The organism is Actinoallomurus vinaceus (assembly GCF_039542055.1).
In the GTDB taxonomy this organism is placed as follows: domain Bacteria; phylum Actinomycetota; class Actinomycetes; order Streptosporangiales; family Streptosporangiaceae; genus Actinoallomurus; species Actinoallomurus vinaceus.
In genome coordinates this window covers 570,778-595,036 of sequence record NZ_BAABHK010000004.1, presented here as the reverse complement: position 1 = coordinate 595,036, position 24,259 = coordinate 570,778, and the positions used below count along the sequence as shown (strand labels likewise).

Below are 24,259 nucleotides of genomic sequence, written 5' to 3'. Positions count from 1 at the left end.
CCCGCTCATTCCGCGTGTGTCCATTGCTCCCCGCTCTCTACGCGCGCCGATGATCTGCCCGCCCTAGATCCGCCGTCAAGCAGAACGCCAAAAGGCGACGGAGAGGGGGTGACACGTGTCCGGAGAGCTGCTTCCGCCCGCCGTGCAGGAGTACATCGCCGACGCGACGAACTACCTGGCCGGGATCGACGCCATGATCGCCGCGAACACCCGGCTCACCGAGTCGATCGCCGCGGTGAACAAGGAACTCCGGGCGATGAACGCCGCGGCGAAGAAGACCGGCGTCGCGCCGGGTGCGGCGGCGGGCGCGGGTGGTGCGGATGCCGCCGCCGAGCAGGCCGCGGCGCCGCGGGCCCTCGGCGAGTCCGCGCGGGCCGCCGCCGAGGAAGAGACGGTCCTGAGTGAAGCCGAGAAGCTCGCGGCCGAGGCCGCGCAGCTCGAAGCGGAGATGACGGCCAGCTTGGCGCGCGAGCAGCAGCTCCTCGCCGAGGCGTCGAAGGCGTCCGCCGAGGCGCAGAAGGTTCTCACGGCCAGCCAGAAGCTCGGCGGGGAGGCGGCTGCGGCTGCCGCCGAGAAGAACACCGTGCTCCGGGCGACGGCTTCGAGCCTGTACGGGGGGATGCAGGAGCTCGGGAAGGGTGTCCTGCTCGCTGGGGCCGCGTTCACCGCGTACGGCGTGAAGAGTGCGGCGGACTTCCAGACGCAGATCATGCGCCTGAAAACGTCGGCGGGGGAAACCGGTGACCTGATCGGCGGACGGTTCACCGGAAACCTGCGGACCGCGTCGGACGCGCTCCTGAAGATGAGCGTCGAGACGGGCACCAGCACCAAAGAGCTGACGGCCGGCATGTACATGGTGTCCTCCGCTGGCTACACCGTGGCCAAGGGCGGTCTTACGGTCATGGGGGTCGCCGCGCGCGGTGCCCGCGCTGAAATGGCCCCTCTGCGTGACGTCACCAACGCATTGACGACCGTCATGCGCGACTACAACGTCCAGCCGCGCGAAGCCGCACGTGTGATGAATGCCATGACTGTCACCGTGGGCCAGGGAAAAATGGCGATGGCTGATTTCGCGGCGGCCATTTCCACGGTCTCACCGCTGGCTGCGCAGGCACACATCAGCTTCGCGGAACTGGGCGGTGCGATGGCGACGCTCACCCAGCACGGTGCGTCAGCCAGAGAGGCCACCTTCCAGTTGGCCGCCGTCATCCGGAACCTGGAGAAGCCAAATCTTCAGGCCGTCAAAGAGATGGATCGGCTCGGGATCTCCGCCACCGACGTCTCCCAGAATCTAGGCAAACGCGGTCTGGTCGGGACGCTCGACATGCTCACGCAGGCGATCGCCCGCAGCATGGACAAGAAGAGCGGGCAGATTCTCATCAGCGCGCTGAACAACTCCAAGCTCGCAGCACAGAATGCCGCGATCGCACTGAAACACCTTCCACCTGACGTCCAGCGAATGGCTAAGTCGTTCGAGAACGGCACGATCACGGCGAAGGAGTGGGCGAAGTACGTCCAAGGCCTTCCGCCGCTGACAGCAAACCTCGCGTCGCAGTTCGCTACGGCCTCGAAGCGCGCGCATGGCTTCTCAGATCTGCTAAAGTCCGGGTCGCCGCTCGCGCAAAGTTACATGGACGCGTTGGGTCGGATGACCGGCGGCACGAACGCCATGCGCGCGGCCCTTCAGTTGACCGGCCACAGTTTGCAAGACACCCAGGAAAACGTCAAAGCGGTCTCCGCCGCATGGGGGCAGGGCGGCGGGTCGGTCAAAGGCTTCTCGGACGTCCAAAAGACGCTGAACTTCCAGATGGCCCAGGCCGGGCAAGAGATCCACGCGGTAGCGATCCAGCTTGGGCAAATGCTGCTTCCGGTCGTCACGGCCGTGGTCGGCTGGCTCGCCAAACACACCTGGGCGATCAAAGCGCTGGCAGTCATTCTCGGAACGGTGGCAGTCGCGGCAGTGGTCGCGCTGACTGCTGCGATCTGGCAAATGAATGCCGCGCTTCTGGCCAACCCGATCACGTGGATCGTCCTTGCCGTCGTCGCCGCCATGGCGCTGGTCGTCGGAGCCATTTGGTACGCGTGGACGCGTTTCGCATGGTTCCGGTCGGCCGTCCAGGCGGTCTGGAAAGCCATAAAAGTCTCAGCCGAGGTCGTCTGGCGTGCGATTGAGGCGATTTTTCATCGGTTCACTCAAGGGCCGCTGAAATGGCTTCAATCTCAACTCAAGGTATTTTCGAACTGGTGGCATCGAAACGGAGAAGAAGTCAAGCAGGTGGCCTCTGAGACGTGGCGTGCCGTCTCCAGCGTGGTCGTCACCGCCACGCGGATCTGGTGGGACGGCTACCTCAAGCCGACCCTCACCATCATGGCCGGAGCCTGGAAGCTGGTCTGGGGAATCGTCGTCGACGCCCTCAAGATCGCCTGGCACTACATCCGTGACGTCGTCACGCTCGGAATTCACCAGGTCCTCGACATCATCGCCATCGTCATGGACCTATTGACCGGAAAATGGGGTAAAGCCTGGTCGAATGTGAAGAAATTGGCATCCGATACTTTCAAGGGCACGATCAAGATCATCAAGGATTTCGCGTCCGGCTTCGGAAATCTGCTTTACGACGCTGGCCGGAACCTGATCCAAGGGCTGATCAACGGCATCAAGTCGATGGCGTCGGGTGCCTGGAATACGATGCACGACCTGATCCAGGGCTTGCGGAACTACCTGCCGTTCAGCCCCGCGAAGGTCGGTCCACTGAGCGGACGCGGCGACCCGCTGCTGTCCGGCATGGAGATCGCCAACCGCCTCGCCACCGGCATGACCGCCAACGCGCACGTCGTGTCGGCCGCCGCCGACACCCTCGCCGCGGCCGGGAGCGTCGGCATCGAAGGGCACCGCCCTCGTCTCACCCCACAGCAGAAGGAAGCGCAGCGCGTCAAGAAGCTGTACGAGAGCGCCGCCAAGAAGGAGAAAAGGTACGACCGCGAAGAGGACGAGTGGCGGCGGCGCTACAACAAGTACAAGAAGGAATACGAGCAGCATCACCATTCGATCCGGTACGCGCGGGCGATGAAGCACGTGCTCGAGGAGATGCACAAGTACGCCAAGCTCGGCGCCGCGCAGCACAAGCTGTACAAGCAGTACCACGACGAGTACCTCAAGCTGACTACGCCCAAGAAGGCGAAGCCGAGCCTGCATCTGTCGGGGAAGGTGCTGGCGCGCCGGGAGTACCTGGCGGCGATGGCCGCGCAGCAGTCGCTGGAGGCGATGCGCCGCAACCAGTACGGCGGCTGGTTCGACGGCGGTCCGTCCACGCTCGGCTCGTCACATGGCACCGTCGTGCAGCACATCACGAACGTGCAGGTGAAGGTCGAGGGGAGTGTCCGCGCTGATCGGGACCTGGTCGAGACCGTGCGCAAGGGACTGGCGCAGCGCAGCGTCTACAACGCCGGCAACGGCGCGAGCGTGCCAAGGAGGATCTGATGCCGGTCGCTGTCGCAAGCCAGTGGACGGCGACCGGCGCGAACTGGGACACCGAGGTCATCACCAACCCTGCGCCGGGGAACTGGCTGGTGGCGATCGTCGCGGCCCGGTGCGTGGACGGCACCACGCCACTGTTGGGCCTGTCCGACCCGGCCCGGAACATCTGGCAGCTCCTCGCCATTGCTAGCGGCCCCGCGAGCGCAGTGAATGGCCAAATCCAGGCGGAGGTGTGGGCGTGCCCGGCGGCAAGATATGACGGGTGGCCGTGGCTGCCGGTGTACGCCGCGGCGATGGCCATCAGCGCCTCGGATGTCGGCTCGGTCGCGGTGAACGTGATCGAGCTATCCGGGATGGGCAACGGGCAGCTCACGGTCGACGCCATCGCGACGGGGACGGCCACCCAGGTGACGTCCCTGTCGCTCCCCGTGCCTGCGCCGCCCTCCGGTACGAACGTCGTGCTCGGCGTGGCGGCGACGGACAACGGCACGCCGGCCGCGATCACGGCCACCGGCGTGGGCTTCACGCCCCTGACGCAGGTCTCCCGCAGCGGCCCGAACGTGGTGGCCACCTCGCAGTGGCAGGCGGCGACCGGCGCGACCACCGCGACGTGGAGCAGCGGCAGCACCAAGGTCAACTGGGCGGGCGTCGCGGTCTCGTTCCGTACGGTCGGGGCCCTGCCGTCACAGCCGAATCCGAACTGGCCGATCACCCGCCTGAACGTCGGCCTGGGCTACCAGCTCAGTACGCCGCTGAGCCGTGTGTGGTGGACCGACCAGACGACCCGGCTCACCGACGACTCTGGGCGGTCCGTCGTGCACGCTCCGCGCGGCATCCCGTACGACCAGGGCATCGCCCAGTCCGAGCAGGCGACGATCGGCATCCGCAACGACGACGGTGCGTACAGCCCGAGGCACTCCGGGGCGGCGACCGCTACCGCCGCAGGCACGACGACGACGATCCTCGTTCCGACCGCCCAGACGGCGAACATCAACCGCAGCGACTTCTTCCGCCTCCAGACCAACGGCGGAGTGCTGAAGGAGCTGACGGTCTTCCAGGTCACCGGCATCTCTACCGTCGGCGGAACGACAACCATCACCTTCACACGCGCGGACGGCACCCCCGGCGGAGCGGCCGTCGCGACCGGGGCCGGCGACCAGTTCGTCGGCATCCCGATCGACCTCTACATCCCCTGGCAGATGCAGATGTACTGGCAGGGCAAGTGGTACACGGTCGCCACCGGCTGGCTCGGCGAACTGCCGCAGTCCTGGGAGGACGCGCACTGGGGCGAGGCCGCGGCGACCGGCATCGACGCGCTCGCCACCTTGACCGCGGCCAACTTGTCACCCTTGGCAGGGGAGATCATGCGGCGGTCCCCGACGCACTACTGGCCGTGCTCGGATCCGTCGGGCACCGGGTATGCCGCGAACGCCTCCGGCTTCTCCAACGTCGCGCTGCAGCAGGTACAGAGCAAGTACGGTGCGGGCGCGTCCAACACGGCCGACTTCGGCGCGGCGACGCAGGGCGTGGACTCCGGATTGGGCTTCAAAACGTCCATCGTCGGTGACCCGGGCACCGGCTGGCAGCAGTCCGGCCTGACGCAGGCCGATGGCGCCGCGCACAAAGGGTTCGCGCTCGTCGCGCAGGGCAGCGACTTCCCCAGCATCGCCAACGGCGTGACGATCATCGGCACAACGATCGGCACCGACAACACCATCGGCAGCGGCTCATACGACTGCACCCTCATGATGGTCCGCAACGGAAACCCCGGCCAGGGCAGCGGCGGCTCCCTGCTGAAGCTGTTCATCCCGCACCCGCAGGGCGGGGTGACCAAGGTGATGACCTGGGACAAGAACACCCACGCCGCCACGACGACGAGCGGGCCGGCGGGAACGGGCCTGGGCGGTACCTCCAGCGACCCGGACATCTGGGCGATCACCTTCAACCAGTCCAGCTGGACCGCATACATCGACGGTGCCAGCTGGTCCGGTGCCTGCAACCTCCCGGCCAGCTTCTCGACGATCGACGTCGGTGGTGAGGCCGACGCCTTCTTCGCCGGGAGCGCTTTCAACGGAATCCACGCGCACATTGCGATCTTTCCGCGGATCCTCACGGACGCGGAGATCCTGCAACTGACGAATGCCAGCCGGTACGCGATTCCGCTTTCAACCGGCAACATCAGCGGCTGGGATACGACCTCCCGGCGCGTACAGCGCAAGCTGGACACGGTGGCCTGGCGTGGCGCGCGTGCCATCACTTCCAGTCCGCTGGTGATGGACGTCGAAGACGCCTCAGCGAACGGCTCGATCACTCAGGTTGCCACCGACATGACCGGTGCCGAGGACGCGGCCATCTTCGTTGATGCTGCCGGGCAATTCCAGGTCCGATCCCGCCAGTACAGTTACTACCAGGCCGTCCGGGCCGCCCTCGGGGACGGACCCGGCGAGATCCCTTTCCAACCGGGCGGAACGTACGGCTACAACACGACGTACGTCTACAACAACGTCACCATCGCCAACACGAAGTACGTCGGCGGCGGCGAGATGGCAGCGCAGACACTCACTGCGGTCGATGACACCTCCACCCAGCGGTACGGATCCCGCACGCTGTCGCGCGACACCCGCCTGTACTACGCCGCCGACGCCTGGCACCTGAGCTGGTGGCTCCTGAGCCGGTTCGCCTACCCGCAGATCATGGTGGATCAGATCGTCATCGAGCCCGCATCGAACCCGGCCGCGTGGGCGTTCTGCCTCAGCGTCGAAGTCGGCGACATCCTCATCGTGAACCGCCGACCGATCGGCGCGCCGATGATCTCCGCACGCTGCCGGGTCCTGCGCGTCGAGCCAGACCTCGGCGCGGACCTGGCCAGGTGGACCCTTCAACTCGGGCCCGCGCCAGCGCCAGTACCGATCACAGGCGACCCTGCCGCCGGCGTCCTCGGCGGCACCGTATTGGGGGCGTGATGGGCACCGAGACGCGCGTCTATCTCACCGATGGTGCAGAAGTCTGGGAACCGCGTGCTCCTCGTACCTGGGCGGACGCCGCGCCTGGTGTGCAAGGCGATCCGCTGCGTGCGCCGCTGTTGGAGCTGGACGCCGGTAGCGCGGCCCTGTGGCATCGTCAGCGCCCTCTGTTCCAGGGGATGCAGACTGCTCAGCAGTCCATCCCTGCGAGCACCTGGATACCGGTCACCGGCATGGCCGAGATGATCGACAACTGGGGCGGGCACAGCGACGCGACGAACACCGGCAGGTACTACGCGCCATGGACGAACTCGAACACCTCCGGGGGCGACTGGTACCTGTGCAGCGGATATGTGCCGTTCAACGCGACCGGATTCGGTGCGACCGCGTTCATCGCCGGGCTCCGCAAGAACGGCGGAACGGTCCTGGAAGGCGGCAAGATCCCAGGTGGCGCCGGGCATGTCCTGGACACCATGGTCATCGACCTGATCCAGATGTCCGGCGCCAACAACGACTACGTCGAGCTCACGGCGTACCAAACCGGGGCCGGTGCCCTCAACACCGCCTTCTCGGGGAAAACACCGACGCTGACAGTCCGGTGGGTCGCCGTCGACCAGGCATGGCCTGGGGCGCTCACACCCGCCCTGCCGGCCAGTCCTCACGTGTGGACGGATGCGGATATCTGGGCGGGCTCGGCGACCGGCGGCGGGAAGGTCCCCGCCAACGTCGAGGTCCGCGACCTGATCCGATTCCTGCACAACCCGCCGATCGCCAGGCTGACCAGCCAGGGTGGTTCGCAGACCATCCCGTCTGGCACGTCCTGGACGTCGATCAACTTCGCCGCCAGCGGCATCACGGTCGATAACTACGGCGGCTGGTCGAGCGCGAACCCGTCCCGCTACGTCTGCCAGCGCGCGGGTCTGTATCTCGTCGCCGGGCTGGTGAGCACCAGCGACCCCGGCACCAACAGCGGGTACAGGGCCGCGCGGTTGCTACAGACCTTCGCTGGAGGTGGAAGTCAGGCGTACGCGGGCTGGACGGTGCTCCCGCTTACGTCCGGCACGATCGGCACCGCGATCTATGCCGTCGCGCTCGTCCGGCTGAGCGTGGGGGACGCCATCGAGACCCAGATGCAGCAGACCCAGGGAGCGGCGCTCACCGTTCTTGCCGCGGCGAACAACTGCTCACGCATGAACGTCGTCTGGCTGGCGAAATGAGCGGCCTCGCCGTCCCTGCGAACCTCACGTTCTACGCCGGGCAGCCACCGACGCCGCAGCTGAACGCCATGAGTCAGGCGTTCAGTTTCCTCCTCGCGAGAGTGGCGTTCCGGGCGAGGAGGGCTGGCGCCGGCACGGTCGCCCGGAACGCACACACGCTGATCCCCTGGGACTCCGTGGATGAGGACCCGTACGGCGGGTGGGCGGCAGGCAACCCTGCCGCCTACACCGTGCAGCAGTCCGGCTGGTACATCTGCTGCGGCACTGTCAGCCTGGCTGGCACCGGAGCCGCAGGCACCGTGCTGATCCCCTCGCTGTCCATCAACGGCAGCAGCCCGACCGGGCAGGGAACGGTGGGCTGGGAAGGGCCGGAGATCTTCCCTCCGACAGGCGCGTCCGACCCCAAGTGCGTGACCGCCCTCTGGGAGGCGTACTGCATCGCCGGCGACCAGATCGCCCTCGACTGCTACGTGTCGAACGAGCCCTCCGCGAACCCGACCTGGCAGACCACAGCCGGCGTGCAGAGCCGAATCGAACTCCTCTGGATGAGCGTGTGACGACGCTGTCCCGCCGGGCTGTCGTGGCCCACCCCGCGCATGTCCAGCCGCCTGACGGCTGCGTCGACGTCAGCCCTGTTCCCGCACGGAAGGACTCTGTGTGCCCGAAGACGAGCCGCACATCAGCTACAGCCTGCGGGAGGTGCTCGGCCGACTCGAAAGCAAATTGGACCGGCTCGTCGACACGCTCGCGCTCAAGGCCGACCGCGCCGAGCTCGTGGAGCTGGACAAGCGCGTCGAGAGGAAGGCGGATCGTAGCGAGGTCACGGAGCTAGACAAGCGCGTCGGCGCTACCGAGTCGCGGCTCACCGACGTCGTGCACCAGCTCCAGAGCGATGCCCAGCACGCGCAGGAGCGCACTGAGCATCGCCGCTGGCTCTGGCCGCTGATCGTCGGCCTTCTCGCCGCCATCGCCACGATCCTCGGCGTCGTCGTGGCCTTCATCCATCACTGACCGCGGATCCGCCCGCTCTCTTCCTGCCGCTGCTCACGTTGCACTCGCGGGTCCCGACCGCCTCAGCCACCAAGGGGAACTTCGTCATGCCCGAAAACGTCGTGCCCGCCCACGACCAGACCGTGACCCACCGATACCGGATCCACTATCCGGCGCACGAGCCGCGCGAGACCGACCCGCACTACCGCGACTTTGAGGCGTACCGGCACCGGACCCGGGCCAGCGCGGAATGCCAGTTCGGCGTGGATCGCGTCGGGGACTTCAGCGAGTGCGGCGGCAATCTGGAGCTCCACCACGCGCACATCGAGTTCGCGCTGATCAACGCGGTCGACCTGGCGCTCCTGGAGGCCCGATACCCCGGCGTGTCCGTCGTAGGCGAAGTCGGCGAGTGGGTCAACGGATCCGCCGACAACCTGATGTGGCTCTGCGAGAAGCACCACCGCGGACTCGGCGGCATCCACCATGCTGCAGCCGCGGACTGGGAGGCCGAGCACTTCATCCGGAACCTCATCTCATGACCGGCGGCATCGATGGCCAGCCGTGACGAAGACCCCGAGCGCCGGTCGTCTCGATCGTGGGCGTACGCACGTGGCCTGTCCGCGCGGATCCGACGGCTAGAGACCTGGCGGGCCGAGGAACGCGCGGTGACGGGCTGGCGGCGCTGGATCGTACCGACGGCCTTGTCCGCGATCGCCACCACCGTGACCGTGATCAATCTGCTCTACCCGCGTCACTGAGTATCGGGTGCTCGGGGCTGCGGTTGCCCAATGCGCTGTGGCCAATGCGATTTAGGAGGTACCAAATGGATGGACGCGACGCATTCCTCGCGAAAGCCCTGTCCCAGCGTGGCATGTGCCGGAAGGCGAACGGCACCACCACGTACGGCACCTGGTTCGCCGAGCTCGTGCACGATGCGGCATTCAAGGCCGGCGACTTCTGCGCGATGGGTCTGCTGTGGTGCGCCGATCAGACAGGCCAGCTCGACGTCCTCGGCGGCGGGAACCGCGCGTGGGCGTGGGTCCCGTCCTGGTGGGATCACTTCCACGCCCAGGGGCGCACGACCGACAAGCCCGGCCGAGGCCGGATCGTGTTCTTCAACTTCGGCAGCGGCGGACCGGCGCACGTCGGCGCCGTGCTGCAGGACAACCACGACGGGACGATCGAGACGATCGAGTTCAACACGTTGAACGGCCAGTGCGCGCCACGAACCCGCAGCTTGAGCCTCGTGTACGGGTTCGCGGACCCGGCCTGGCCGGCCGATCCGGCCCAGGACGAGGACCTCGCCATCGTCGTCAGTCTGGGGGCATGACATGACCAAACGCATGTACGACGCAGCCGATCCGCCCGCGCACCCGCCGAAGTGGGAGGTCGTCGCCTTCTACATCGGCGGCGACACCCCCCACGTGTGGACCGCCGAGGAGATTGCCGCGCAGCCTGCTCGGTATCGGCTGCCGATTTACGTCCGCTCGAACCCGGACAGCCACGACCCGCACGTGGACGCCGCCGAGGCCATCGCGCAGCTGCACGCCTTCGGCGCGCCGCGTGGCTGCGCGGTGTCGCTGGACCTGGAGATGGCGGTCAACGCCTCGTACGTCCGGGCGTTCGACGCGGACATCGTCGCAGCCGGCTACGTGACGGTCGAGTACGGGTCGCTGTCCGCGATTTTCCGCAACCCGCGTACGTCCGGTGGCGTGTGGGCGGCGCACTACACCGGTACCCCGCACCTCGAGCCGGGCTCGGTCGCCACACAGTGGGCGGATGACCAGCTGCTCGGCACTGACTACGACGCATCACTCATCGACGACTCGGTCCCGCTCTGGGACACCCAGCACAGCCAGGAGGACGAAATGGCGGCAATCAGCAGTCTCGGCGCAGGGGATGGCCAGGCGATCCCGGCTAGCAACGACGCATCGCTCCAGTGGAGCAAGGTCTTCTCCGACAAGCACAAGTTCGTCAGCCCCGGCAAGGACGGCAAGGCGCTCAGTGTCTACCCTGACGGGCCGTACTGGGCGGTCGCGGACGCGATCGTCGAGCTGCACGGCTTCAAGGCTGGCGATCCGGTCGACATCGCGTGGACTCGCATGAAGAGCGACGGCAAGGGCGGCTGGGTGATCGGTGACGACGCCTGGCGCACGACCTTCCACGCCAACGCCGACGGCGTCGTACGAGAGCAACTGTCCGCGCAGTTCGGCGTCGACAAGCCCAACCCCGTACGCGTCCGCGTCTACAACCCGAATGCCTACCCGATCACGGTCCAGGGGGCGATGGCCAAGCTCACGCTCCTGAAGTACTGACCGCGGTCATTCGGGTTCCTCCTCGCCGAGCAAGGTCGCCCCGCCAGCGCGCGGGGCTTTCGCATATCTGGAGGACGTATGTCCAAGGGAGGCCGCCGACCGCCGCCCTCCAAGGACGGGAAGCGTCCGCCGCGGCGGCTTCTCGGGCAGAACCGTGAGCTGGCCGGGATCAAGGTCTGGAACTGGTCCCTGCCCGCTCTAGCGGCGCGGCTCCGAGACGGATCGACGGTACGTACCTGCCCGGCCGCTGGGGTGTGCGCGCAGGTCTGCTACGCCAGGCAGGGGACGTACAGGTTCCCTTCCGTGCAGGCGCGGCACCTGGCGAACCTTGAGTATGTGCTCGCGGACCTGGACGGGTGGCGGCGGCAGATGACCGACGAACTGCACGAGATGCGGTTCCAAGGAGGCGACGCCTGGGTCAGGATCCACGACAGCGGCGACTTCTTCAGCGACGAGTACCTGCTCGCCTGGCTTCGGGTCATGGCGTCGGCCCGTCATGTGCGGTTCTACGCGTACACCAAGGAGATCGCGCGCTTCAAGAAACTCGTCGAGCCGGACCCGCCGAAGACCTTCCGGTGGGTCTACAGCCTCGGCGGCACCGAGGACCATCTGGTCGATCTGGAGGCCGACCGCGTCGCGGACGTCTTCCCCGACGCGGAGTCCATCGAGGCGGCGGGCTGGCACTCCCAGGACCGCTCGGACCTTCTCGCGGTGTACGGCCCGACACCCGTCGGTATCCCGGCCAACAACATCCCGCAGGCCCGGCACCGCCAGGGCGACCGGACACTCGGCCAGTGGCAGGCCGAGAGACCCCGCCGTAACGCCGACGGCGGCAGTTAACGGTGCGCCTCCCAGCCCCTGGGAGGCATCGGGCGCAACCGGTTGGAGTTGCCCCACACCCCGTACGGCCCGCGCCGATGCGCGGGCTCTTCTCTTGGAGGACCCATGAAACCCAAGCTCGCGGTCTTCGGCTACCCGTCGCTGATCGTGGCGTTCGTCGCCGCAGGCCTGAACCTGCTCGTCGGGTTCGGGCTGCCGTTCACGAGGGTTGAGGTCGGTCTCGTCAACGCCGCGGTGGCGGCCGTCGCCGCGGCGGTGACGGCGTACAAGACGCGTCCGTACCCGGTGCCGCTGCTCGTCGGGGCCGGCAACGCGCTCATTGCAGTCGCGGTCGGGGTCGGTGCGCATATCTCTCCGGCCATCACGAGCATCATCGATGGCGGGATCGTCCTGGCGGCCGCGTTCTTCACGCACCAGGCTGTGTCCCCGGTGGTCATCTCCCAGCCGACTGCGCCAGCCTCGATCACATCAGCCGGGTAGCATCGCGCCGACTCATCCTCGAGGAGCCCCGCTTCTCCACTCGTTGCGAGTGGGGAAGCGGGGCTCTTTCGTCGTCCTCAAGGGGCTCAGTGCCAGAGCGCGATGACCAGCTCACCCATGAGCCAGATCCCGATGGCATACACCGCGATCGGCATGCCGTAGACGCGTAACACCTCGCGACCGCGCTGACGACGAGACGGCGGGGCCCCGGCGCAGGCTTCTCCGGTGGAGGAGGCCAATCGTCGCCGTAGTCCATCCAGTGATCCATCGAGGATGGTGGACGGTGCGATACCGATCTTGGGTGGCCAAGAGTCCGTATGTGGTCACAGGATCCGTCAGCGCGGTGAGGTTCCTCGAGCAGCGCTGGTCGGTGCTCGGCCGGGTCCTGCTGCCAGCCCGGGTGGGCACCCATCGGCCGGTGCACATGGCCGGGTCGTCGAAGTCGCGGCAGTCGAGCTCTTAGGAGTTGCACTAATGGCCGCCACAGGCGGCCGGTCGTGGTTACTGTTGGCGAAGGTAGAGACGCAAACATTCGATGCCAAACGGTATGGAGTAGGTTCTTCTACCACCTCCAGACTCCCGCACTCCTTGCGGAGGCGGGAAACACGGAGCGGGGCGCCTCCACGTGGAAGCGCCCCGCCCGGTTGGATGCGGCGGCCGGGTCCTCGTTAGGCCCGCGGGCCCGGCCGACCGCGCCTTGCCGTCGTCAACGCGTACCCGATGCCGACGGCGACGCCGGCCGAGCTGAACGCGAGGACCACAGCGAGGGTCGCCGTCGTCGTACAGCGCCGCCGCCAGCGGGCGGCCTGCCGAACGCTCATCCCGAACACCTCCTTCCGCTGCCTCGATGACGTGATCGAGCGCTGACAGCGAGGTGTGCCCGAGGGCGACGAGGACGACGCTAGTACCGATCAGGCAGGCGTCGCGGGCAATCGGTGAATCCTGGGGAGTGCTGCCCGTGTGTCCGCCCCGTTCACGGCCAGCCAGGCCGCTCAAACTCATGGAAGTAGATGGATGGAAGAGCGCGTCGTTGTGCCGTAATTAAGCTGCCGTCGGAGCAAAAGAACGCAAGACCATTGCGCTCAAGCCGACGCGGTCGGCGATTTGCGGCTCCGACACGTACGGACCGTACGTGCTATCCAGCATCTTCCGGACAAGCAACGGTTCTTCAGGGTGGACTGGAACCGGCTCGTTCTTTTTCCAGCCTCTCGCACCCAACTGCCTAAAGAGAGAAGTTTTCCGTTGCTCGTCGATAAACCCGAGATGTGACCCTCGCATAATTAGAGCCTGAATCGAAAGCCCCCATATGGCCTTCATTCGAGCTAGATGGCTCAGAGTGACTGATCCGCTAAATACTTCGACTGCTCGATCCCTCGGTAGTAGCAGTGCCCCTGCGAACAGGTTTGCCTCATTTTCTGGATCTTCTGCGGTTCTGCGGCGACTATGGAGAACGAGGTGGCCAAGCTCGTGACCTATTGTGAACCGTTGTCTATCTCCAGGCCCGCCAGTGAAGTAGCCGATTACTGCGGGCTCATGACGGGCTGGCCAGTAACTCACTCCAAAGTGTCCGACCGCATGAGCTTCGTCCTCCTCGCCTGGAAGGGTCAGAGGGACGACGGCGATCCCAGCGCGTTCACATGCCCTCGTCAGATGGCGGATGGGGCCGTCACCTCCGATCTGCAGCGCCTCGCGCGCTTGGCCAGCGAGGTTTTCAATGTCGTTGCTGGATGCATCGCCGGAGACCATGGGGAGATCCGGGCCGTCGTATCCTGCCCTAACGAGAAGATCGGCTGTGATTCGATAAGCCTCGTCGTAGAGTGCTTTGATGCGTTTCTCTTCGGTGCGCCGCGCGGTGGCGTACTTGCGGAACCGAAGTGTTCCCAAAGGGATATCTGGTGGAATAATTTCGAAGAATGAAAGAGGTGTTCCGGTCGCTCGCGCGATCCTCTCCAAGATCTCATTGGATGCATCAAGGCGTCCATTCTCAATCTCGGAGAGTCGTGACTGTCCGATATTGGCAGCCGCCGCTAGCTGCTCCTGGCTCAGGCCAAGAAGATGCCGCAGTGAGCGGATGCGTTCACCTGTTAGCATCGTTGGCATCGCTAATTCCCCCCTCAATTCCGCCCTCGACGGGAAGGAGTAGCTCCATGCCGACGTCATTCGGCGTGAATTCAAGATCCTTCAGGAGCTCCTCTTCTCTCGGGAGCGGGAAATCGATGTCGACTATGGCCTTTTTGCCCACCTTCCACTGCTTGACTGGGCGCACGATACGAACCCCAACCTCACCGTCCGGCAGTCTGCGCCAGACACCGATCAGGTTGCTGGCGCTCGTTCCGTACAGTTGGAGATCGGGGTTGCGGTAGTAGTCGATGCGCGCTTCGTTCTTGCCGGGAGGGGGCACATCGTCCGACGGCCACTCATGCAGGAGTTGCAACGTCAGAAGATCATTTCTCAGCTTGACCTGGCCGTTCGGGCGTGGGCTGGTTACCTCCCAGGGCCCCAGATCCGTGGCCTTGAGGATTCGCCGCAGGTGGAACCTGGTGAGGTGTGTGACTCCGGGCCGGTACTCCGGATCCGTCATCTCGTACTCGTCGAAGTGAGACTCTGCGATCTCACGAGCGGTCTCCAGGCCGTCGTGGAGGGGACCGCAAAGCGAGATCACGGCATCGCGGAGGAACGCCTCATCGGCAGGTGTAGCCATGGCGCTGATATTATCAGGGCGTTTGCTACACCTCTAGGATCTCACGTCTCACTGAGGTCACGAGTCGCAATCTGTGGCATGGCGATCACCACGGCCCCCGAACGTCGCGTCTGCCAGCCCAACAAACACGAGACGCAGTCTCCCCAAGGAGGAGAGCGCTCGTTGAGTGGCGCCAGGCGGGCAAACGTTGCCTGGCTGACCATTCCCCTGAGACGATCACGCATCGGCCTGCATGATGGAAGCCCCGGTCTCGGAGGTCCCCTTGACGCTCCGCTCTACGGCGGCCGCTATCGCCGCACTCCTGCTGCTGCCCAGCTGCAGCTCCACTGCCTCGCAGGCCTCATCGCACCACCACCGGGCGGATTCCCAGAAGCCGGTGTCGCCGCTGACCGACACGGCTGCTCCCGTGCCGACCGGCAGCCTTCCGCCGGGGTCCTGTCGCGCCTCCAGCCTCGATCCGAACACGACCCACCCGGACCCCCGCTGCACCCCCGGCGCGCTCAATCCAGCGGTGATGCAGGCGAACATCCATCAGACGGTGTGCGTGCCGGGATACACGAAGACGATCCGCCCGCCCGTCACCTACACCGACGCGCTGAAGCGGCAGCAGATCCGCGAATACGGCTACACGGACACCAACCCGCGGGACTACGAGGAGGACCACTTCATCCCGCTGAGCCTCGGCGGCGCACCACGCGACTCACACAACCTGTGGCCTGAACCCGGCAACCCCAACCCCAAGGACGACGTCGAGTTCAAGCTGTACAAGGCCGTCTGCGCCGGCACGGTGACGCTCGCTGCCGCGCAGAAGGCGATCATGACCGACTGGACGACCGCAGAGCAGATCATCCGCTAGGGGTTATGAAGCGCGCCCCACGTTCGGCCCTGGCTCGGAGGACGCGGGGCGCTCCGGTTCTTACGGTCAGGCGGCCATGGCCGGGCTTCTGGGTCGCGTTCGGCTAACTCGCCCGCCCCCGGGAACCTGTGCCCCAGACCGCCCGTCGAAGCACGCAGTTGATCTCGGGAGGCGTGGTGGACGTTGCGTCGATCATCACGGCGTTCTCTCTGCCTGCGACCGGGTTCATCTACCTGCTCATCCTGATCGAACTCGTCCTTCGAGCCACGCGGCAGCGCCGGTACTCCTGGGGACGGCACATTGAAAGAGCCTCGACCGACCTGTCGCTGTCCCTGTTTCACGCGCCAATGATCTCGGCGAGCTCGGCAGCCGCGGCCGGCGTGGGCATCAACTTCATCACCGACTCCAACGCCAGCGTTGCCAAGTGGGCGTGGGGCATGTTCCTGGTCACCGCATCGCCGATCATCCTGGCGGGAGGAAGCGTACGGCTGATCCGCAAGGCCACCGACCGCAGAGGGGGACTTGCGCTGGCGCGCTACCGGCTCGCACGGTGCATTGCCTGCCGTACGGTCCCGAGCGACTACGCGGAGGCCTTGGCGTGGACGCGGCGAATGCAGCAGGTGGCAAGCCGCTTTGCCGTTAGGGCCCAGTCCCTGACGTTCCGAACCTGGGCGCGCCGTGACCATCCCCGAGCGGTCACTATTGTGTCGATCGCCTGGGGGCTCAACGCAGTTGCAGTGAGCGCGGCGTTCCTCGGGCTCTGCTTCAACCACGGGCGAATCCGTGACCTGCGCGACGCGGCCGTGCTGCTGGCGTACTGCGGCGGGCTCGTGCTCGCACCGGCAGCGCTCGTCCTGTGGTGGCGAACCGAGCAGTGGTGGCTCGCTGCCGTGGGAGCCGAACTCCAGAAGGATGCGGTCCGGGCCGAAGCCGCGCTCGTGAAGCTCTCACCCGCGGATGGTGTGCGCTTGCGCCTGTGGCGCTGGGTGAATCGGCATCGGCCCTCAGAGTTGTCCGGTCCGGTCCTCGAACGCCGCACTCGCTGAAGGCCGGAGAGCGCCAACAACGATCGGTCTGCGATGCGGCGGGTACGCGCGCACTGAGCGGAGCGGCTTCGTCATGTCTCGCTGGTGAGCGCGAGGATCTTGGCCGCCGACTCGGCGTCGACGAATGGGACCACCTCGTAGACCGTTGCTCATGAGCTGTTCGTGCTGCCTCACGTCGCGCCAGATCCGCTCTTGCTGACCGTGTCGCAAGCCATGCCACCGATGTGGGACTAGAGTCTTGGGACGCTGATAGACCCCCGTCGCGAGAGGTACCGGAGTGGCTGACTCGTTCGCTCACCTGCATGTTCACACTGAGTACTCGATGCTTGACGGCGCGGCGAAGGTCGGCTTGCTGATGGGCGAGGTCGCCCGGCAGGGGATGCCGGCCGTGGCGATGAGCGATCACGGGAACGTGCACGGAGCGTACGAGTTCTACCACTCGGCGAACAAGGCCGGGGTCAAGCCCGTGATCGGGATTGAGGCCTACGTGGCGCCGGCGTCACGGTTCCACAAGCAGTCGGTGTTCTGGTCTGACAACCTCGGCTTGCGTAAGTCCAACGATGATACCGGTGAGGGCGGTGACGTCTCCGGCCGCGGCATGTACACGCACATGACGATGTGGGCCGCTGACGCGGAGGGCCTGCGGAACCTGTTCCGGCTGCAGTCCCGGGCGTGGCTTGAAGGGCACGTGCAGAAGTACCCGCGCATGGACGACGAGCTGCTCGCTGAGCACGGCAAGGGCATCATCGCTACGACCGGCTGCCCGTCCGGTGAGGTGCAGACCCGGATCCGTCTCGGCCAGTACGACAAGGCGGTGGAGGCCGCCGGGCGGTACCGGGACATCTTCGGGAAGGACAACTACTTCCTGGAGCTGATGGACCACGGCCTCGCGATCGAACGCCGGGTCCGTGAGGACCTGCTGCGGCTCGGCAATGAGCTTGGTATCCCGCCGCTGGCCACGAACGACTCCCACTACGTCACCGAGGACCAGGCCGCGGCGCACGACGCGCTGCTGTGTATCGGCACCGGAAAGCAGCTCGCCGATCAGAACCGCTTCCGGTTCTCCGGTAGCGGCTACTACATCAAGACCGCTGAGGAGATGCGGGCGCTGTGGGACGGCGAGGTCCCTGGCGCCTGCGACAACACGCTGCTGATCGCCGAGCGCGTCGGCGACTACAGCGAGGTGTTCGCCCATCGGGACCTGATGCCGCAGTTCCCCGTGCCTGAAGGGGAGACCGAGTCGTCGTGGCTGCGGAAGGAGACGTTGGCCGGTGCCCGCAACCGGTTCAAGGGTGACCCGCCGACCGAAGTCCTGCAGCGGATCGACTACGAGCTCGACGTCGTCAACAACATGGGGTTCCCCGGGTACTTCCTGGTGGTCTCTGACATCTGCCGGTATGCCCGCCGGAACGGGATCGGCCTGGGCCCTGGCCGTGGCTCTGCGACCGGGTCGATGGTGGCGTACTGCACGGACATCACCGAGCTGGACCCGATCGAGCACGGCCTGATCTTCGAGCGGTTCCTGAACCCCGAGCGCATCACCATGCCGGACGTCGACCTGGACTTCGATGACCGCCGCCGCGACGAGATGATCGACTACGTCACTAAAAAGTACGGAGACGACCGGGTCTGCCAGATCGTCACGTTCGGCACCATCAAGGCGAAGGCCGCGATCAAGGACTCCTGCCGGGTGCTGGGCCTGCCGTACGCGCTCGGTGACAAGATCACCAAGGCGTTCCCGGCTGCGGTCGGCGGCAAGGAGATCCCGCTCGCGGCGATCCACGACGAGAAACACCCCCGGTACGGGGAAGCCGCCGAACTGCGGCAGCTGTACGACGACGAACCTGACGTCAAGCGGATCATCGACACCGCGAAAGGCGTGGAGGGCCTGACTCGCGGTACCGGCATTCACGCTGCCGGCGTGATCCTGTCCAAGGACCCGCTGATCGACGTGCTGCCGCTGGTGAAGCCCAAAGCGGACGGCCCGATCATCACGGGGTTCCCGTTCACGCAGGCCGAAGACATGGGCCTGCTCAAGATGGACTTCCTGGGCCTGCGGAACCTGACCGTCATCAACGACGCCGTCGCGAACATCAAGACCAACCGGGGCGAGGATCTGGACATCCTCAGCGTGCCGCTGGACGACACCAAGACCTACGAGCTGCTGGCGCGCGGCGACACCCTGGGCGTGTTCCAGCTCGACGGCGGGGGCATGCGGACGCTGCTGCGGCTGATGCAGCCGTCGACGTTCACCGACATCGCCTCGGCGTCCGCGCTCTACCGGCCGGGCCCGATGGAGATGAACGCCCACACCAACTACGCGCTCCGCAAGACCGGTAAGCAGGACGTCGAGCCGATCCACCCGGAGCTGAAGGACGCGCTCGAGCCGATCCTTGGTGACACCTTCCACCTGGTCGTGTTCCAGGAGCAGGTCATGGCGATCGCGCAGCAGCTCGCCGGCTACTCCCTTGGCGGCGCGGACCTGCTGCGCCGGGCGATGGGCAAGAAGAAGAAAGAGGTCCTGGACGAGCAGTGGGAGACGTTCTCGGCCGGCATGGCCGGCAAGGGCTACTCCCTTGAGGCGACCAAGGCCGTGTGGGACGTCCTGGTGCCATTCTCCGGGTACGGGTTTAACAAGTCCCACACCGCCGGGTACGGCGTCGTGTCGTACTGGACCGCATACCTGAAGGCGAACTACCCGGCCGAATACCTGGCCGCCCTGCTGACCTCGGTGGGCGATGACAAGGACCGGATGGCGGTATACCTGTCGGACTGCCGCCGAGCCGGCATCAAGGTCCTTCCCCCGGACGTCAACGAGTCCGAGTTGAACTTCTCTGCGGTCGGCACCGACATCCGGTTCGGGCTCGGCGCGATCCGCAACGTCGGCGCGAACGTCGTCGAGGCCATCGTGCAGACCCGGAAAGAGAAGGGCGCCTTCGTCGACTTCACCGACTTCCTGAACAAGGTCCCGGTGAGCGTCTGTAACAAGCGGGTCATCGAGTCCCTGTCCAAGGCTGGCGCGTTCGACAGCCTCGGCCACCCGCGTAAGGGCCTGGTCATGGTGCATGAGCAGGCGGTCGACTCGGTCATCGACGTCAAACGCAACGAGGCCCGCGGGCAGGACTCGCTGTTCGGCGCGTTCGACGAACCCGATACCGACAGCAGCGGCGACATGTTCGCCGTCGCCATCCCGGAAGGTGACTGGGACAAGAGCACGCTGCTGAGCTTCGAGCGGGAGATGCTTGGCCTGTACGTGTCCTCGCATCCACTGGACGGGGCGGAGCGGGTACTGGAGGCCAACCGCGAGCTCACGATCGCGAACCTGCTGGCGTCCGAACGCACGGACGGGTTCGTGCAGGTGTCGGGGATCATCTCCTCGGTGCAGCGCAAAGTCACCAAGAAAGGTGACCAGTGGGCGATCGTTGCCCTCGAAGACCATGACGGGTCAGTGGAGTGCTTGTTCTTCCCGAAGGCGTACCTGCTCGTTGCGCCGTCACTGGCGGAGGACCAGGTCGTGTCGATCCGGGGGCGGATCAATGTCCGGGACGAGACGGTGAACATCTACGGCGAGGAACTCAACGTGCTGGATGTGTCCCAGGCGATGGGCGAGGAGACACCGGTGGTGATCTCCCTGTCGGTAGCGCGGGTGAACCCGCCCCTGGTCCATGATCTGAAACGGATCCTGGACTCCCATCCGGGCCGCGCGCCGGTGCACCTGCGGCTGCAGCCGCAGCGGCCGGGCGACAAGCATCTGCTGGTGAACCTGGACCGGTTCCAGGTGACCCCTGACACCTCGTTCTACGGCGACATCAAGTCGCTGCTGGGCGCGAACGCGATCGGCGTGTCATGACCGCCGTCCCCCGCCGCTCCGCGCCGGTCAGCATGCCCGCTATGGCTGGGCTGGCCGTGGAGTCCAGCCCCGAGCGATGCTGCCCCCGCTGCGATGCGGAGGTGCTGGCGTCGCTGCGGGTCCCGCACGGTTGGACGAACACCCACGGTGTGCAGGTACGGGGGTTCCGGGAGCTGATCGTGTGCGCCCGCTGCGACGCCGACGACCCGGCCGCCGGCCCGATCGTGACGTTCTTCACGGTGCATGCGGAGGCGAGCGACGCGAACATCGGCCAACTCGCCGTGCTGCTCGGCCGATGGGTCGCGGCGGCCCAGGCTCGCCGGGTCGATGAGGCCGCCGTCGACGCGGAAGCTGAGGCGTACTTCCGGGGTGAGTTGTAGTCCGGGAATGACGAGCGCCTCCGCGCCGTGCGGTGCACGGTACGGAGGCGCGTCGCCGCTGGGTCAGGACAGCTCGACGGTGCTGCGCGTACGGAACGCGAGGTCGTCCTGAACGGCGGGGCCGTTACAGCCCTTCACGCTGATGAGGCCCTGGGCCGCCAACTCGGTGTAGTGGTCGACGTCGGCCGGGTCGACGTCGACGCCGAGGTTGCCGGGGTCGAGGAGGAGGGTCTTTCGCTCCTGCATTGTCGTTCTCCCTTCATAGAGGTTCGTGCGTTTGCCGGGGTGTCACGGCCGTGATTCGGCGGCCACGACGATGATCGTCTGTCTCCTTTCGAGTGGGCGGACCGAGCTGGTGAGCCAGCCCGGTATGACCAGGAGGCCGCCGGGTTGGGGGCGGAAGGCCAGTGCCCGCCCCCACGGCAGGCCGGGTGCGGCGGTCATCGCGCAGCCGGCGCGCGGGTCGAGGATCGCCATGTCGCCGGAGCCCTCGGACGCGGGTTGGGTGGCGGCCAGCACGCACCAGCCGCAGTAGTCGGCTGCGCAGGCCGCCATGGGGTTCTCGTGGCCGCCGCGCCACACCTGCGCGGTCAGCGCCACCGTGTCTGGGGCGCGGGTCGGCGCGCCGGTGTCGGCGGTGCGGGTGGCGAGCATGGTCATGGTGTCCAGGAACAGCTGTTCCAGGGCGTCCGTGTCGGTCAGGACGGTCCGCGGGGGGACTGTCTCGCAGGCGGGGCCCGCGGTGGTCAGGTGGTCGCGTACGCCGTCGTTCCAGACGATCGGGGCCAGGTCGATCGTCTGCACGGCGGCGGGGGTCGCCCACAGGCGGGTGACGGCCCCCTGCGAGGGCGGGGCGGTTGGTGTCATGGTCATGCCGCTGACTCCTCGGGGTATCCGGCGTTCCAGGCGATGCAGATCCGCGGGGCCGTTTCGGTAGGGAGGGTCGCCTGAACGCTGTGCGGCAGCCAGCTGGGGAAAGCGACCATCATCCCGGGGCGAGGCCGGATGGTGGTGACTCCGGAGGACGCGGACCGGGCGATCGCGGCTGGCCGCGGGTCCAGGAGTTGCAGGCGTCCGCCCCCCTGCTCACCGACGCCTCCGGTCTGGACGTAGTAGACGCCGGAGTACACCGAGTCGTGGTGGGTGTGCTCGCGGTGGCTGCCGCCGGCGCGGTACACCACCGCCCATGCTTCGGCCTTGACCGGGTGGGTGTTGAGGTCGGCGACGTGTTCCAGGACGTCGCGGTTCATCGCGTCGATGGCGTCGCGGATCCGTGCCTTGAGCCAGTCGACGGCCGGGTGCTGCCAGGTGAGCAGGTCGGTTGCTGTCTTGGCGGCGGAGATCACTCCGAAGGTGTGGTTGGCTTTGGCTTCGGCTTGCAGGATGAGGTCGCGTAGCTGCGGGTTCATCTGCCCAGCGCCGAGGCCGTTCAGGTCGGCTTCGTACACCGGCGTGGGCCACAGGGTCATCGCCATGGCGGACGTGCTGGTCATATCGCCTCCTTGAGTCGTCGGGTGATCTGCAGCCCGGCTGGGGTGAGGTGCTCCTGCAGGGAGTCCAGCGTCTGGAAACAGCCGCGCGCGTAGGCGGCCAGGCCCGCGATGTGGCGCTCGTGCGGGGCGTCGAACACCGATGGGCGGGCTGGGTCGGCGCGGTGCAGACGCAGCAGCGCGGCCATGACGTGCGCAGCGCCGATGACCTCGCCGGGAGATCGGTTCGGCGTCCCGGACGGCAGCGCGACCCGAGGCGGCGGGTCGGTGGCCTCCAACGGCCACAGCTCCTGTATGGCGTACAGCCACTGGTGGCATAGCTCGTGGATGACCTGCTCACGCAGGGTCGCCGGCGTCGTAAACGCCACCTTCGCGAGCAGGATGTGCTGCGGCCACATGACCGCGCTGGCTGAGGCAGCCCCGCCGTCCGGGTGGTACAGCAGGTACTGGATCGGCAGAGCGAGCAGCGGACGCCAGACCGGGACGAGGTCTGCGGCCTCGTCGAGCACGGCGGCCACCTTACGTTCCTCACTGGGAGTCAACGGCAGGCTCGGGATCAGCGGTGGGTCGTCGCGGAGCCGGATCGCCTCCTGGGGCCGCACCCACCGCAGTGGATCAGGGTCTGCGCCGGTGACGAGCGCGAGCCGTCGGGCCCGGACGCTACGGGCCGCGGCGAGAGCGGCGAGTAGCCGGCCGGGGACGAACCCGTCGTCGATGAGCGGCATTCCGCCGAGCTCGGTGAGCGGCAGCCTCACGGCCGCTGTCGTCGTCATGACGTCACCGCCGACGTCGTCGCCGTCCGAGAGTGCTGGCGCAGCCGAGGGATCCCCGCGAGCGGTTCGGCAGGCAGCCCGATCGGGATGACGCCGACGCCGGTGCGGCGGCCGGTCTGTAGGCACGGCAGCGGGTATGTCGCCTCCGGATTGGAGGTGAAGTAGACGTCGGGCAGGCCGGGAACGCCTGTGAGGATGCCGGGGCCGCAGGGGACACCGTCGTATACGTCGTAGCCGAATCCCGGATATCCGATGTCGAAGTCGTGGATTACCGCGACCGCCGGTCCCGGGCCGTTGGCGAGTTCGGCGAGTTCGCGTGCGAGCGGCCACTGCTCGCCCCAGTGCGCGTCGAGGAAGTACACGGCGGGTGCGTGCTCCCGGCTGGCCTCAGCAACGACTGTGGGCGAGTCGGCATGGTGGACCGCCACGTTGTCGGCATGTCGGAGCCGCGCTGCGGTGTACCCAGCGTGGCTGGGGTCGACGTCGCAAGTGATGACCGGCAGGCTCGGGTAGGCGTTGGCGAGGTAGGCGGTGGTGTCACCGAGGTAGCTGCCCGTCTCAACGATCGCGGACGGCCGGTACACGGCGACGATGTCGTCGAACAGCAGCGCGAGGTGAATGTCGAACCCGAACGGGCCACCGCCGTCCGACAACCTCACCTGGCCGACTCGTGCAGTCCGATAGAAGCAGGAAAGAATTTCTGACGCCCGCTCGTCTGTCATTAAAACTTTCACGTCTCGTCCTTTCTGGCTTGGCGCCATGTTCCATTGGTCCGTCAAGGTCGTCAACCCCGAATATTTGCAACCAGACTTCCTAGTTGGCCTGAATTTGTGCATGGAGAATTGTCCTCGCGTCGGGGTTGTCGATAACGTGAGGCTTT

24 protein-coding genes are annotated in these 24,259 nt (G+C 66.6%); 16 read left to right on the top strand and 8 right to left on the bottom strand.

Annotated features, from left to right (window positions below; genetic code table 11):
- Positions 1–115 precede the first annotated feature (115 nt).
- The 12 genes from ABEA24_RS18265 to ABEA24_RS18210 all read left to right on the top strand — a co-directional run bounded on the left by ABEA24_RS18265 (position 116) and on the right by ABEA24_RS18210 (position 12,746).
- A complete protein-coding gene (locus ABEA24_RS18265) occupies positions 116–3,481 on the top strand; it encodes a phage tail tape measure protein (protein ID WP_345432077.1) in 3,366 nt (1,121 codons plus the stop codon).
- Entirely contained in the window at positions 3,481–6,441 is a 2,961-nt protein-coding gene (locus ABEA24_RS18260) for a hypothetical protein (RefSeq protein ID WP_345432076.1), read from the top strand. Before ABEA24_RS18265 ends, ABEA24_RS18260 begins: the two co-directional genes overlap by 1 nt.
- A 179-nt stretch (positions 6,442–6,620) precedes the next feature.
- Positions 6,621–7,658 (top strand): hypothetical protein, encoded by a 1,038-nt coding sequence (locus ABEA24_RS18255; protein ID WP_345432075.1) that lies wholly within the window; start codon positions 6,621–6,623, stop codon positions 7,656–7,658.
- On the top strand, positions 7,655–8,215 hold the full coding sequence (locus ABEA24_RS18250) for a hypothetical protein (RefSeq protein ID WP_345432074.1): 561 nt from the start codon (positions 7,655–7,657) through the stop codon (positions 8,213–8,215). The genes ABEA24_RS18255 and ABEA24_RS18250 overlap by 4 nt, the downstream gene beginning before the upstream one ends.
- A 100-nt stretch (positions 8,216–8,315) precedes the next feature.
- Positions 8,316–8,669: a hypothetical protein gene (locus tag ABEA24_RS18245; protein WP_345432073.1), complete on the top strand. Its 354-nt coding sequence runs from the start codon at positions 8,316–8,318 to the stop codon at positions 8,667–8,669.
- Between the two features lie 86 nt (positions 8,670–8,755).
- On the top strand, positions 8,756–9,187 hold the full coding sequence (locus tag ABEA24_RS18240) for a hypothetical protein (RefSeq protein ID WP_345432071.1): 432 nt from the start codon (positions 8,756–8,758) through the stop codon (positions 9,185–9,187).
- A gap of 12 nt (positions 9,188–9,199) precedes the next feature.
- Complete coding sequence (locus ABEA24_RS18235; RefSeq protein WP_345432070.1) at positions 9,200–9,406, top strand: hypothetical protein; 207 nt, start codon at positions 9,200–9,202, stop codon at positions 9,404–9,406.
- Between the two features lie 65 nt (positions 9,407–9,471).
- On the top strand, positions 9,472–9,978 hold the full coding sequence (locus ABEA24_RS18230; protein WP_345432069.1) for a CHAP domain-containing protein: 507 nt from the start codon (positions 9,472–9,474) through the stop codon (positions 9,976–9,978).
- 1 nt (position 9,979) lies between these two features.
- Complete coding sequence (locus tag ABEA24_RS18225; protein ID WP_345432068.1) at positions 9,980–10,963, top strand: hypothetical protein; 984 nt, start codon at positions 9,980–9,982, stop codon at positions 10,961–10,963.
- Positions 10,964–11,041: 78 nt separating this feature from the next.
- On the top strand, positions 11,042–11,803 hold the full coding sequence (locus tag ABEA24_RS18220) for a GP88 family protein (protein ID WP_345432067.1): 762 nt from the start codon (positions 11,042–11,044) through the stop codon (positions 11,801–11,803).
- A gap of 105 nt (positions 11,804–11,908) precedes the next feature.
- Positions 11,909–12,283, top strand: coding sequence for a hypothetical protein (locus tag ABEA24_RS18215; protein WP_345432066.1), 375 nt, complete (start codon positions 11,909–11,911; stop codon positions 12,281–12,283).
- A gap of 319 nt (positions 12,284–12,602) precedes the next feature.
- Entirely contained in the window at positions 12,603–12,746 is a 144-nt protein-coding gene (locus ABEA24_RS18210; protein WP_345432065.1) for a hypothetical protein, read from the top strand.
- A 205-nt stretch (positions 12,747–12,951) separates the two neighbouring features.
- Here ABEA24_RS18210 and ABEA24_RS18205 read toward each other — a convergent pair whose 3' ends face one another.
- The 3 genes from ABEA24_RS18205 to ABEA24_RS18195 form a co-directional block, all read right to left on the bottom strand.
- The gene (locus tag ABEA24_RS18205) at positions 12,952–13,104 is read right to left on the bottom strand and encodes a hypothetical protein (RefSeq protein ID WP_345432064.1); all 153 of its coding nucleotides are present in this window, start codon (positions 13,102–13,104) and stop codon (positions 12,952–12,954) included.
- Between the two features lie 220 nt (positions 13,105–13,324).
- Complete coding sequence (locus ABEA24_RS53560) at positions 13,325–14,374, bottom strand: helix-turn-helix domain-containing protein (RefSeq protein WP_425551205.1); 1,050 nt, start codon at positions 14,372–14,374, stop codon at positions 13,325–13,327.
- A complete protein-coding gene (locus ABEA24_RS18195) occupies positions 14,361–14,984 on the bottom strand; it encodes a hypothetical protein (protein WP_345432062.1) in 624 nt (207 codons plus the stop codon). The genes ABEA24_RS53560 and ABEA24_RS18195 overlap by 14 nt, the downstream gene beginning before the upstream one ends.
- Positions 14,985–15,246: 262 nt before the next feature.
- Here ABEA24_RS18195 and ABEA24_RS18190 point away from each other — a divergent pair, with 262 nt between their 5' ends.
- The 4 genes from ABEA24_RS18190 to ABEA24_RS18175 all read left to right on the top strand — a co-directional run bounded on the left by ABEA24_RS18190 (position 15,247) and on the right by ABEA24_RS18175 (position 21,116).
- Complete coding sequence (locus ABEA24_RS18190) at positions 15,247–15,840, top strand: hypothetical protein (RefSeq protein WP_345432061.1); 594 nt, start codon at positions 15,247–15,249, stop codon at positions 15,838–15,840.
- A 176-nt stretch (positions 15,841–16,016) separates the two neighbouring features.
- The gene (locus ABEA24_RS18185) at positions 16,017–16,886 is read left to right on the top strand and encodes a hypothetical protein (protein ID WP_345432060.1); all 870 of its coding nucleotides are present in this window, start codon (positions 16,017–16,019) and stop codon (positions 16,884–16,886) included.
- Between the two features lie 277 nt (positions 16,887–17,163).
- On the top strand, positions 17,164–20,736 hold the full coding sequence (gene dnaE / locus ABEA24_RS18180) for a DNA polymerase III subunit alpha (protein ID WP_345432059.1): 3,573 nt from the start codon (positions 17,164–17,166) through the stop codon (positions 20,734–20,736).
- A 41-nt stretch (positions 20,737–20,777) separates the two neighbouring features.
- Positions 20,778–21,116, top strand: coding sequence for a DUF6300 family protein (locus tag ABEA24_RS18175; protein ID WP_345432058.1), 339 nt, complete (start codon positions 20,778–20,780; stop codon positions 21,114–21,116).
- 63 nt (positions 21,117–21,179) lie between these two features.
- Here ABEA24_RS18175 and ABEA24_RS18170 read toward each other — a convergent pair whose 3' ends face one another.
- From ABEA24_RS18170 to ABEA24_RS18150, 5 genes are read right to left on the bottom strand one after another with little or no spacing between them, the layout of a single operon-like run.
- Positions 21,180–21,362, bottom strand: coding sequence for a hypothetical protein (locus ABEA24_RS18170; RefSeq protein ID WP_345432057.1), 183 nt, complete (start codon positions 21,360–21,362; stop codon positions 21,180–21,182).
- Between the two features lie 42 nt (positions 21,363–21,404).
- Positions 21,405–21,989 (bottom strand): hypothetical protein, encoded by a 585-nt coding sequence (locus ABEA24_RS18165; RefSeq protein WP_345432056.1) that lies wholly within the window; start codon positions 21,987–21,989, stop codon positions 21,405–21,407.
- Complete coding sequence (locus ABEA24_RS18160; protein ID WP_345432054.1) at positions 21,986–22,609, bottom strand: TIGR02466 family protein; 624 nt, start codon at positions 22,607–22,609, stop codon at positions 21,986–21,988. Before ABEA24_RS18160 ends, ABEA24_RS18165 begins: the two co-directional genes overlap by 4 nt.
- Positions 22,606–23,379: an aKG-HExxH-type peptide beta-hydroxylase gene (locus ABEA24_RS18155; RefSeq protein WP_345432053.1), complete on the bottom strand. Its 774-nt coding sequence runs from the start codon at positions 23,377–23,379 to the stop codon at positions 22,606–22,608. Before ABEA24_RS18155 ends, ABEA24_RS18160 begins: the two co-directional genes overlap by 4 nt.
- On the bottom strand, positions 23,376–24,038 hold the full coding sequence (locus ABEA24_RS18150) for an O-methyltransferase (protein ID WP_345432052.1): 663 nt from the start codon (positions 24,036–24,038) through the stop codon (positions 23,376–23,378). The genes ABEA24_RS18155 and ABEA24_RS18150 overlap by 4 nt, the downstream gene beginning before the upstream one ends.
- Positions 24,039–24,259 lie beyond the last annotated feature (221 nt).

Bases quoted from the DNA above. Each gene is read 5' to 3' on its own strand.
- ABEA24_RS18170 (WP_345432057.1), bottom strand. From the start codon at position 21,362: ATGCAGGAGCGAAAGACCCTCCTCCTCGACCCCGGCAACCTCGGCGTC.
- ABEA24_RS18215 (WP_345432066.1), top strand. From the start codon at position 11,909: ATGAAACCCAAGCTCGCGGTCTTCGGCTACCCGTCGCTGATCGTGGCG.
- ABEA24_RS18205 (WP_345432064.1), bottom strand. From the start codon at position 13,104: ATGAGCGTTCGGCAGGCCGCCCGCTGGCGGCGGCGCTGTACGACGACG.
- ABEA24_RS18255 (WP_345432075.1), top strand. From the start codon at position 6,621: ATGCAGACTGCTCAGCAGTCCATCCCTGCGAGCACCTGGATACCGGTC.
- ABEA24_RS18240 (WP_345432071.1), top strand. From the start codon at position 8,756: ATGCCCGAAAACGTCGTGCCCGCCCACGACCAGACCGTGACCCACCGA.
- ABEA24_RS18195 (WP_345432062.1), bottom strand. From the start codon at position 14,984: ATGGCTACACCTGCCGATGAGGCGTTCCTCCGCGATGCCGTGATCTCG.
- ABEA24_RS18155 (WP_345432053.1), bottom strand. From the start codon at position 23,379: ATGACGACGACAGCGGCCGTGAGGCTGCCGCTCACCGAGCTCGGCGGA.
- ABEA24_RS18230 (WP_345432069.1), top strand. From the start codon at position 9,472: ATGGATGGACGCGACGCATTCCTCGCGAAAGCCCTGTCCCAGCGTGGC.
- ABEA24_RS18220 (WP_345432067.1), top strand. From the start codon at position 11,042: ATGTCCAAGGGAGGCCGCCGACCGCCGCCCTCCAAGGACGGGAAGCGT.
- ABEA24_RS18250 (WP_345432074.1), top strand. From the start codon at position 7,655: ATGAGCGGCCTCGCCGTCCCTGCGAACCTCACGTTCTACGCCGGGCAG.
- ABEA24_RS18165 (WP_345432056.1), bottom strand. From the start codon at position 21,989: ATGACCATGACACCAACCGCCCCGCCCTCGCAGGGGGCCGTCACCCGC.
- ABEA24_RS18160 (WP_345432054.1), bottom strand. From the start codon at position 22,609: ATGACCAGCACGTCCGCCATGGCGATGACCCTGTGGCCCACGCCGGTG.
- ABEA24_RS18235 (WP_345432070.1), top strand. From the start codon at position 9,200: ATGGCCAGCCGTGACGAAGACCCCGAGCGCCGGTCGTCTCGATCGTGG.
- ABEA24_RS18175 (WP_345432058.1), top strand. From the start codon at position 20,778: ATGGCTGGGCTGGCCGTGGAGTCCAGCCCCGAGCGATGCTGCCCCCGC.
- ABEA24_RS18260 (WP_345432076.1), top strand. From the start codon at position 3,481: ATGCCGGTCGCTGTCGCAAGCCAGTGGACGGCGACCGGCGCGAACTGG.
- ABEA24_RS53560 (WP_425551205.1), bottom strand. From the start codon at position 14,374: ATGCTAACAGGTGAACGCATCCGCTCACTGCGGCATCTTCTTGGCCTG.
- ABEA24_RS18225 (WP_345432068.1), top strand. From the start codon at position 9,980: ATGACCAAACGCATGTACGACGCAGCCGATCCGCCCGCGCACCCGCCG.